This window comes from Pseudoalteromonas sp. TAE56, from assembly GCF_000497955.1.
GTDB lineage: Bacteria > Pseudomonadota > Gammaproteobacteria > Enterobacterales > Alteromonadaceae > Pseudoalteromonas.
The window spans coordinates 77314-86635 of record NZ_AUTN01000082.1; the positions used below are offsets into that span (position 1 = coordinate 77314).

Sequence of the window (9322 nt, forward strand, 5' to 3'; positions counted from 1 at the left end):
TTAGCACTTAAGTACTGCTATTTAACAATTAATCCGTAATCGTTATCTAAAATAGTAATTACTTCTTGGCGAGGATCTTTGGGGATCACAATATCTCTGCCTACAATTTTGCTCGCTATACCAACATAGGTGTTTGACACTTCAAGCATTACTGATTCTGGTAAAATATAATTTTTAGCTAATTGCTCACGCTCACTCATGCGATCTTTATTTAATAATACGTCACTCTCTGGCACATTATTAATAAGCAATTGTCGAAAACCCTCTTTAGAATTTTCAACAATTTTACCGTTTTTGTATGCAGCTTCATCCCAAATGCGTGACGAATCAGGCGTGCCTACTTCATCAATATATATAAGTTGTTGCGCGCCATTTAAATCCTCTACATAACCAAACTCAAATTTAGTATCTACAAAAATTTGGCCAAGCTTCGCTAGTTCATCACTAATTAATTTAAAACCTTCAACTAACAGCTTTTCGTATTTGGTTACGTCATCTACCGATTTAAAGTTAAATACGTCTAAGTTATTAGTAATGTTAGCGCGAGTAATATTTACATCATCAACTGGCGGAATATCAGCAACGCCTTTAATAATACCTTTTGTTGATGGCGTAATTAAAACGTTATCAAGCTTTTGGTTCGCTTTTAAGCCTTCAGGCAAGTCAATACCACAAAAGTTACGTATGCCTTTAGCGTAGTCACGCCACATGCTACCCGTAATATATTGGCGAGCAATTGCCTCTACTTTTACTGTACTAGCTTTGCGTACAATCCACACATACGGATGTGGAATATCAACAATATGATTACCCGCAAGGCCTGTTTTATCAAATAACTTAAACCAATGGGCTGCCACTGAGTTTAACGCTATACCTTTACCTGGTACGCCATTTAAACCATTTTCGCCTTGCCAAATGCAATCAAATGCAGAAATTCGGTCTGAAATAACCATAATCGCAAGCTCAGTACCTGTCGGTACTTGGTAGCCTTTGTCTTTAATTAATCGTGCGCTGTCTTCATCAGTTAACCAATAAACTGAACGAACTTTACCGCTGTGTACTTCACCTTTGGTACGAATGGGTAAATCATCGTTTACGTCTAAAACTTTATAGCTAGTCATGCTATCTCCGGGGTTAGGGATGCTCTTTGAGCAAAGTATGGTATGGGGTTACATGGGCTGTATAATAATCTAGCCAACCTCAAAGCTCAATCGGATGCTTAAAACAAATAAAGGCATATATTTATAAGCAAGTCGCAATGGGGTAAACTTAATGTGCTAACCAGCCTGAGGAGATAGCTTGAACTACTTAACTGCCACTAAAAATAAAAAATACTTGATGTATATTTCTCAGAATTATTCATACGCTATCTTGAGACCTTTGCAGGCGCAAATATTGGCATATGGTGGTGAAGTACGCTGGTTTTTAGCTGGTAGCGAAGTAAACCCCGATTTTTTAACCACAAACGAGCAGCGTTTACATACCATAAAAGATGTTAAAAGCTGGTCTCCAAACATTACATTTATACCGGGCAATATAGTACCGAGCTTTATTCCGGGTAAAAAAGTAGCTGTATTTCATGGTTTTAACTCTGAAAAGCGCAGCTCTGAAGGTAATCGTGGGCATTTTACTATTCGTGGTTGTTACGATTTATATTGTACGCAAGGTCCAAATACAACAACCCGATTTAAAGAGCTAGCTAAGCAGCATGGTTTCTTTAAAGTAGCTGAAACTGGCTGGCCAACGCTCGATCCACTTTTTAGCAATACTTCAAATAATCCTTATGTAAGTGACGACTCTCGCCCTACTTTACTTATATGCTCTACTTTCTCACGAAAGCTGTCACTTGCTCCTAAATTATATGAGCAAATAAAACATTTTAGTAAACAAGGTAAGTGGCGTATTTTGATGCAATTTCATCCTAAAATGCCTACCGAATGGGTTAATAAATACAAAGCGTTGAGTAACGAAAACCTAACATTTATTGAAACCGATAACGTCTTGCCGTTACTGCAAGCTGCCGATGTTATGCTGTGCGATACTTCGTCAGTTCTTTTAATGTTTTTACTACTACGTAAACCGGTAGTAACATTTTGCAATCAAAAACCACTTCCTCATTTACTTGATATTACCGATGCTGATGAAGTAGAAGCAGCTATTGAACATGCGCTTACTAAACCTAGTGATTTAATGCAAAGTATTGAAAGCTATTGCCAGGAACTTCATCCATATACCGATGGTCAATCTAGCCAGCGCGTATTAAATGCAGCTAATGAATTTTTACAAAGTAGCGATAAACTAAAATCCAAACCACTAAATATAATAAGACAACTAAAAATGCGTAAAGATCTAAACTATTGGGGTTGGTAACCAAATAATGATAAACCTAAAAAATGTTACTTTTAAGTGGCATAAAAGCGATAGCTCTCCCACGCTCAACATAAAAGAGCTAGTTATTGAAAAAGGCGAGCGTATTTTTTTGTATGGTCCTAGTGGCTCTGGTAAATCGACACTATTAGCGATTTTTGCTGGTATTAACACTGTCACTAGCGGTGAAGTGTTAATTCTAAATAAAAACCTCAGTACACTAAGTAATACTACCCGTGATGCGTTTAGAGCGGATCACATTGGCTATATTTTTCAAAACTTTAACTTACTCCCTTATTTATCACCTATTGAAAATATAACGCTTGGGTGTGAGTTTTCAAAAATCCGAAAACAAAAAATATTAAAGCAATCATCAAATAAAAGCGCTGCCTTACAAAATGAAGCGATACGGTTATTAAATGCTTTAGGGCTTACTGCGCAGTACCACAATAAAAATGTAGCAGAGCTTAGTATTGGACAACAACAGCGAGTTGCTGCCGCTCGCGCATTCATAGGAAGCCCTGAATTAATAATTGCTGATGAACCCACATCTGCACTGGACACTAACAATCGTGAGAGCTTTATAAAGTTACTGTTTGAGCAAGCAAAGTTATCTAATAGTACATTGGTGTTTGTGAGCCACGATGAAACACTAAAGCCTTTATTTAACCGCTCCATTGACCTTATAAATTTGCAGGAGCAGGTATGATCATCGCTAAACTTGCTTACAAAAGCTTATTAAATCGCCGCGCAAGTGTACTGCTTACATTATTCACTATCGCAATTAGTGTAATGCTACTTTTAAGTATTGAGCGTGTACGAATTGATGCTAAAAGTAGTTTTAGTAATACTATTTCGGGCACTGATTTAATCGTCGGTGCGCGTACCGGCGATATACAGTTGCTGCTTTCGTCCGTATTTAGAATTGGCCATACTAATAACGGTGTAAGTTGGAAAAGTTACGAATACATAACAAGTCAGCGAGGCGTAAAATGGAGTATACCTATAAGCCTAGGCGACAGCCATAAAGGCCAAGCGGTACTAGGCACAACACTTGATTACTTTAGCCATTATCGCTTTGCGAAAAAACAAAATTTAACCTTTAACAAAGGCCGTCCTTTTGCCGCAATTAACGAAGTGGTGCTAGGTAGTGAAGTCGCAAATAAATTAGGTTATAAACTTAACGACTCTATTGTTATATCGCACGGCATGGGGAACACCAGCTTTCATCATCATGACGATAACCCATTTAAAGTCGTCGGTGTTTTAAACCCTACAGGCACGCCTGTTGATAAAACGTTGCATATTCCTTTGGCTGCAATCGATTTAATTCACGGCGGTAAAGCTAGCCTTGTGCATGAGCATGAGCATGAGCATGAGCATGAGCATGAGCATGAGCATGACAACCTAGTTGGGCATCCAAAGCAAATTACAGCATTTTTAATGGGATTTAATTCGCCTTTGTACACACTACAAATTAGGCGCAATATAAATCAATATAAGCCAGAAGCCTTGCTTGGGATTATGCCAACCGTAACACTTAAAGAGTTATGGGAAATGCTCGCTATAGTAGAAAAAATACTTTTGCTATTCTCAGCTGTTGTCGTGTTAATTAGCCTACTTGGTATGTTAACGACATTGCTTGCAAACCTGAGTCAGCGTCGTCGCGAACTTGCTATATTACGTTCGGTAGGCGCTCGCCCTTGGCATTTATTTACACTTATAAGTATTGAGTCACTACTGACCACTTTACTTGGTTGCCTATTAGGTAGTGCGCTTTACTATTTAGCTATTTTTTCAGCCGGCGGTTACTTACAAAGCCATGCCGGTATAAGCGTAAATATCACAATACTCTCTTACTATGAACTGGGCTTAATCGGCGTTATTATGGCAGCCGGTTTTATTATTGGCTTAATACCCGCTACTCGCGCTTATTTTTATTCACTCAGCGATGGTATGAGTATAAAAGCATAATTTTTAGGTATTTTATGACATTTTTTAAAACAGCTTTTCAGTACATTGCTGCTATTAACTTATTATTTATAAGCGTAGCGAGCTATGCCAATCCACCAAAAGAAATTTTTTGGGAAGACTTAATCCCTAAAAACCACGTGCAAATAGACACTCAAGCACAAGCTAATCACGAAGGTAGCGATCAAAATTGGGTGCAACCCGATTTAGATGCTCCTGTGGTAAAGGCACTTGATGGCCAATCGGTGAGTTTGCCAGGTTTTGTTGTGCCATTAGAAGGCGATAGCGAAGTCATTACTGAGTTTTTACTCGTGCCTTACTTTGGCGCCTGTATACACGTACCACCACCACCGCCAAATCAAATAGTCCATGTAACGATTAAAGGTGGCGTGCCTATAGATAGCTTATACGACGCAATCGTTGTAACCGGAATAATAAGTACAGAAACATGGTCGGGCGAAATTGCGCAGGTAGGATATAAAATGAAAGCGGTCGGTGTAGCACCGTTTGAGCTTTAAAATAAAGGGCCTGCTTTTAAAGCTGGCCCTTAAATATCATTAAATTTAGAATCGATAAAATTCAAATAGCTGAATACTCAAATAACTAGATAACTACTTTTGGCAATTTGAGCAAAAAATAGTACTGCGCTGCCCCAATCTAATTTCTTCCAATTCGTTTTCACACGTCATACATGGCTTGCCTTTGCGCCCATATACTAATAACTCTTGAGCAAAATACCCTGGCTTACCATCACTTTGTGCAAAGTCTTTAAGCGTTGTACCACCTTGTGTAATAGCCGCCACAAGCGTGTCTTTTATAATAGGGATAAGTGCTTGATAACGTTTGAGCGATACTTTTCCCGCTTCTCGCTTTGGATGTATACCCGCTTTAAATAACGATTCATTCGCGTAAATATTACCAACACCAACCACCACTGCGTTATCCATAATAAATTGCTTTACGGGTACTTTTTTATTGCGCGATTGTTCGTACACGCGTTTAGCAAAAAAATCATCGGTAAGCGGCTCAGGACCAAGCTTAGAGAGTAGCTTATGCACTTCACCTGGCTCTTGCCATAAGCAGCAACCAAAGCGACGAGGATCGTTTAAGCGCAGTGCTTTACCGTTGCCAAAAATAAACTCTACGTGGTCATGCTTTTTAAGCGGCTCACTTTTATCTACAACACGTAAATTACCTGACATACCCAAATGTAAAATAGTGCTCCCAAGCTCACAGTGTAAAAGTAAGTATTTAGCTCGTCGTTCAATACTAGTAACAATTAGCCCTTCAAGTTGATACACGTCATCTGGCACTGGCCAGCGCATACTGGCATTGTAAATATTTACCTTTGTAACAACTTGGTTTTGTACGTGGGGAGTGATGCCCATTCGGCTCACTTCTACCTCTGGTAATTCAGGCATTAATTAGACTCACTTTGTGAAAAATCAAAACTAGGAAATAACTGCTGTGCAGTTTTTAAATCGAGTGCGAGTATTCGTTGGCTACTCTTTTCGAGTAAGTAATATTGCCCATCGCCTTTATAAAGCAAATAAACCCAAGGTAAACTCTCGCCAGCCAGCTCAAATGTAGCAACATATAAAGGTGCATTAGGATTAAAAACAACAGATTCGTTAACACCTATTAACTGTGCGCTTTGCCACTGATTAATTAAATCACTAAGTTGCTGCTCAGATGCTTGCCACACAAGCGGTATGTCTTTTTGTAGTGGGGTTGTACGCCAGCTTGTTCCTATTCGCTCAATTTTTTGATCAACAAATTGCAGTGTCAGTACAAAACTTTGCTGGGGGAGTACGGCTTGTAATGTTGGTTTATCCTCCCCTCCCAAAAATTGCTTATGCCAGCCATTCAAAAAGAAGATCATAATCAACATCGAAAATATTATAACGTTGTTCCAACCTTTACGGCCCAGTCGCATATAAATACACCTAGTAAATTCAAGATTTTAAAGTGTAACTAAAACTTAATTGCGCTGTCTATATGTTAAAGGCCGCAGACTTTGTTAGAATATCGACAAATTTAAAGGAGTTCCGTCAATGTCTATGTATGTAGTGGGCCATAAAATCCCAGATTCAGATTCTATTTGTGGTGCAATTGCACTGGCTTATTTAAAAAACCAAATTGATGAGCCTGCAATTCCAACTCGTCTTGGTGAAATTTCACCTGAAACTCAATTTATCCTTGATAAATTTGGCTTCGAAGCACCAGAGCTTAAATTAAGCTACGCGGGTGAAGATGTGTATATTGTAGATCACACAGAAAAAACACAAGCACCTGATGATATCGACCAAGCTCGCGTTGTTGGCGTGGTAGATCACCATAAATTAGGTGACTTAACATCATCTACTCCGCTTGAATGTTGGATTCGTCCTGTTGGTTGTTCAAACACCATTATTAAAATGATGTACGACTTCTACAGCGTAGAAATCCCTAAAGACATCGCGGGTATTATGATGTGTGCAATTTTAAGCGACACAGTCATATTTAAATCACCAACATGTACCACTGCCGATATTAAATGTGTTGAAGCGCTAGCTGAAATTGCAGGTATCGATGACTTTAAAGAATTAGGTATGGATATGTTCCGTGTTAAATCTGCGGTTGAAGACACACCTGCACGTGATTTAGTAATGCGTGACTTTAAAGATTTCAACATGAACGGTAACCTAGTAGGCATTGGCCAACTAGAAGTAATCGACCTTGCTGTTTTTGACGATATTAAAGCAGACCTTGCAGCCGATATTGCTAAGCTAAAAGTTGAGGGTAATCGCCACTCTGTATTTTTACTGCTTACCGATATAATGAAAGAAGGCTCAGAAATGCTAATTGTATCTGACGATGCAAACTTAGTTGAGCAGGCTTACGGTGTAAAACCAGAGAATGATAAAGTGTGGTTAGATGGTGTACTGAGCCGTAAAAAGCAAGTAGTACCACCACTACAAGATGCATTCACAAAAATCTAATGATACCAATTTTATTAAAAACATGATTATTTTATCGCATTAAATAAATCACTAATTTAATGCTATTGGTATAACGTTTTTTGATTTAAAAGCCTTGTTGGTTATGCCAACGAGGTTTTTTTATATCAATTCACTAATCATATTTTAAAAAACAAAAAACCCAGCCTAAGCTGGGTTTTTAAATTCTAAAAGAACTAAAATTACTTAATTTTAGCTTCTTTAAAAAGAACATGTTTACGAATCTTTGGATCAAACTTTTTGATTTCCATCTTCTCAGGCATGTTACGTTTGTTTTTGTCAGTAGTGTAGAAAAAACCAGTACCGGCAGTTGAAACTAAACGGATTTTATCGCGCATGATTCAGATCCTTAAACTTTAACGCCGCGAGCACGGATTTCTGTAAGAACCGTGTCGATGCCTTTTTTATCGATAATACGCATACCTTTAGTAGTAGTGCGTAATGTTACAAAACGTTTTTCACTTTCAACCCAAAAACGGTGTGTTTGTAGGTTAGGTAGGAAACGACGTCTAGTCGCGTTTCTCGCGTGTGAACGGTGATTACCAACCGCAGGACGCTTACCTGTAACTTGACATACTTTAGACATGTCTATATATCTCCAATAACTTCGCTCGAGCTTAATTTAATCTAAGGCCGTGTATTTCCGCCCTAGAGATAAATCGAAGGGCGCTCTTTATACAGCTTTTACAGGCAAAGATCAAACACTGATCTATCCAATCAGCTCATATATGTAAATTTGATAGCGGCTAATTATAAAGATCGAATGCCCTTAGGGAAAGTAAAAACTGCATTTAAATTAAACTAATTTGCCAAAACACCTTAAACAGCTCATTTTTAACACACTTCTGTATCTAACAAAGCTAAATCAAGCCTCGCTCGGCAAACGAAACACACGTTTCTCCACCAACAATGATGTGATCGAGCACACTTATGTCGACCAATTGCAGTGCTTGCTGCAATTTATTAGTAATAAGTTTGTCTGCTTGGCTCGGTTCTGCAATACCACTTGGGTGATTATGCGCAAAAATAACAGCTGCTGCATTATTTTTAAGGGCAGCCTTTACCACTTCACGCGGATAAACACTGGCAGAATTAATTGTGCCATAAAAAAGTATTTCGTCTTTTACTAATCTATTTTGACTATCTAGGTATAACACCATAAATACTTCTTGCTGCAAGCCTCGCATTTGAATGGTCAGGTAATCGTAAACTGAGTTTGGCGAATTAAACACCGCATCTCGTTGACAACGCTCCTGCATATAACGTTGGCTTAGCTCTAATACAGCTTGTAGTTGTACATATTTAGCAGTTCCTAACCCCTTTTGAGAGCAAAACTCCTCAATACTGGCATTAAACAAATTATGCAGTGTTTTATTCTCGTTTAATAAATGCTGAGCCAACTCAATTACATTCATTCCTGGCAACCCTGTTCGCAAAAATATAGCAAGAAGCTCTGCGTCACTGAGCGCTTTAGCCCCTTTCGCGATAAGCTTTTCACGAGGTCGAAGTGAGTTTGGTAGTGAAGTAAGTTGCATTATTCATCCTTGAGAGGCGAAAGTGTCTTATAAATGTAATGCAAATTTAAAATTTAGCCTGTTATTTCGAATTAAAAAACTTCGCTGTACGGGTAAAGATTTGTTATTTTAAGCGCAATATTTAATAAGACTGATGAACAACCATGACTAACTTAACAAACAAAAAAATTGTACTAGGTATTACCGGCGGCATTGCAGCTTATAAATGTGCAGAGCTCGTTAGGCGATTAAAAGACGCTGGTTGTGAAGTAAAAGTAGTTATGACTGAATCAGCTAAGCACTTTATTACCCCTTTAACTATGCAAGCCGTTAGTGGCGAAACTGTCTCAGACTCGTTACTTGACCCTTCTGCTGAAGCTTCAATGGGGCATATTGAATTTGCAAAATGGGCTGACTTAATTTTAGTCGCCCCAGCAACGTGTAATATTATTGCTAAAATGGCAGCCGGCA

At 38.5% G+C, this 9322-nt stretch carries 12 protein-coding genes; 6 read left to right on the top strand and 6 right to left on the bottom strand.

All coding sequences use genetic code 11. The annotated features are described in order from the left end of the window. Positions 1 to 17 precede the first annotated feature (17 nt). A complete protein-coding gene (locus L656_RS0108735) occupies positions 18 to 1121 on the bottom strand; it encodes a phosphoribosylaminoimidazolesuccinocarboxamide synthase (protein ID WP_024598919.1) in 1104 nt (367 codons plus the stop codon). A 178-nt stretch (positions 1122 to 1299) separates the two neighbouring features. On the opposite strand from L656_RS0108735, the gene L656_RS0108740 reads away from it, so the two are divergent. Genes L656_RS0108740 through L656_RS0108755 form a run of 4 tightly spaced genes read left to right on the top strand, consistent with a single transcriptional unit; the run spans position 1300 to position 4856 of the window. Beyond that, a complete protein-coding gene (locus tag L656_RS0108740) occupies positions 1300 to 2370 on the top strand; it encodes a CDP-glycerol glycerophosphotransferase family protein (protein WP_024598920.1) in 1071 nt (356 codons plus the stop codon). Positions 2371 to 2377: 7 nt separating this feature from the next. Beyond that, entirely contained in the window at positions 2378 to 3076 is a 699-nt protein-coding gene (locus tag L656_RS0108745) for an ABC transporter ATP-binding protein (RefSeq protein WP_024598921.1), read from the top strand. After that, positions 3073 to 4341 (top strand): ABC transporter permease, encoded by a 1269-nt coding sequence (locus tag L656_RS0108750; RefSeq protein ID WP_024598922.1) that lies wholly within the window; start codon positions 3073 to 3075, stop codon positions 4339 to 4341. The genes L656_RS0108745 and L656_RS0108750 overlap by 4 nt, the downstream gene beginning before the upstream one ends. A 14-nt stretch (positions 4342 to 4355) precedes the next feature. After that, entirely contained in the window at positions 4356 to 4856 is a 501-nt protein-coding gene (locus L656_RS0108755; protein ID WP_024598923.1) for a DUF3299 domain-containing protein, read from the top strand. Between the two features lie 93 nt (positions 4857 to 4949). Here the strand turns inward: L656_RS0108755 and mutM are convergent, their stop codons facing one another. Then, the gene (gene mutM, locus L656_RS0108760) at positions 4950 to 5759 is read right to left on the bottom strand and encodes a bifunctional DNA-formamidopyrimidine glycosylase/DNA-(apurinic or apyrimidinic site) lyase (RefSeq protein WP_024598924.1); all 810 of its coding nucleotides are present in this window, start codon (positions 5757 to 5759) and stop codon (positions 4950 to 4952) included. Further along, a complete protein-coding gene (locus tag L656_RS0108765; RefSeq protein ID WP_024598925.1) occupies positions 5759 to 6274 on the bottom strand; it encodes a hypothetical protein in 516 nt (171 codons plus the stop codon). The genes mutM and L656_RS0108765 overlap by 1 nt, the downstream gene beginning before the upstream one ends. Before the next feature lie 118 nt (positions 6275 to 6392). Between L656_RS0108765 and L656_RS0108770 the strand changes: the two genes are divergently transcribed. Next, complete coding sequence (locus tag L656_RS0108770) at positions 6393 to 7319, top strand: manganese-dependent inorganic pyrophosphatase (RefSeq protein WP_010553321.1); 927 nt, start codon at positions 6393 to 6395, stop codon at positions 7317 to 7319. A 200-nt stretch (positions 7320 to 7519) separates the two neighbouring features. Here the strand turns inward: L656_RS0108770 and rpmG are convergent, their stop codons facing one another. The 3 genes from rpmG to radC all read right to left on the bottom strand — a co-directional run bounded on the left by rpmG (position 7520) and on the right by radC (position 8872). After that, a complete protein-coding gene (rpmG, locus tag L656_RS0108775) occupies positions 7520 to 7675 on the bottom strand; it encodes a 50S ribosomal protein L33 (protein WP_004335545.1) in 156 nt (51 codons plus the stop codon). 11 nt (positions 7676 to 7686) lie between these two features. Beyond that, positions 7687 to 7923, bottom strand: a complete 237-nt coding sequence (gene rpmB, locus L656_RS0108780; RefSeq protein ID WP_004335549.1) for a 50S ribosomal protein L28 — start codon at positions 7921 to 7923, stop codon at positions 7687 to 7689. A gap of 274 nt (positions 7924 to 8197) precedes the next feature. Then, positions 8198 to 8872, bottom strand: a complete 675-nt coding sequence (gene radC, locus L656_RS0108785; protein WP_024598926.1) for a RadC family protein — start codon at positions 8870 to 8872, stop codon at positions 8198 to 8200. 143 nt (positions 8873 to 9015) lie between these two features. On the opposite strand from radC, the gene L656_RS0108790 reads away from it, so the two are divergent. Next, a partial coding sequence (locus tag L656_RS0108790) for a flavoprotein (RefSeq protein WP_029750708.1) occupies positions 9016 to 9322 on the top strand: 307 nt, incomplete at its 3' end.

Excerpts from the sequence above, each read along its gene's own strand:
- L656_RS0108735 (WP_024598919.1), bottom strand. The coding sequence starts at position 1,121 with ATGACTAGCTATAAAGTTTTAGACGTAAACGATGATTTACCCATTCGT.
- L656_RS0108745 (WP_024598921.1), top strand. The coding sequence starts at position 2,378 with ATGATAAACCTAAAAAATGTTACTTTTAAGTGGCATAAAAGCGATAGC.
- L656_RS0108750 (WP_024598922.1), top strand. The coding sequence starts at position 3,073 with ATGATCATCGCTAAACTTGCTTACAAAAGCTTATTAAATCGCCGCGCA.
- L656_RS0108755 (WP_024598923.1), top strand. The coding sequence starts at position 4,356 with ATGACATTTTTTAAAACAGCTTTTCAGTACATTGCTGCTATTAACTTA.
- mutM (WP_024598924.1), bottom strand. The coding sequence starts at position 5,759 with ATGCCTGAATTACCAGAGGTAGAAGTGAGCCGAATGGGCATCACTCCC.
- L656_RS0108765 (WP_024598925.1), bottom strand. The coding sequence starts at position 6,274 with ATGCGACTGGGCCGTAAAGGTTGGAACAACGTTATAATATTTTCGATG.
- L656_RS0108770 (WP_010553321.1), top strand. The coding sequence starts at position 6,393 with ATGTCTATGTATGTAGTGGGCCATAAAATCCCAGATTCAGATTCTATT.
- rpmG (WP_004335545.1), bottom strand. The coding sequence starts at position 7,675 with ATGCGCGATAAAATCCGTTTAGTTTCAACTGCCGGTACTGGTTTTTTC.
- rpmB (WP_004335549.1), bottom strand. The coding sequence starts at position 7,923 with ATGTCTAAAGTATGTCAAGTTACAGGTAAGCGTCCTGCGGTTGGTAAT.
- radC (WP_024598926.1), bottom strand. The coding sequence starts at position 8,872 with ATGCAACTTACTTCACTACCAAACTCACTTCGACCTCGTGAAAAGCTT.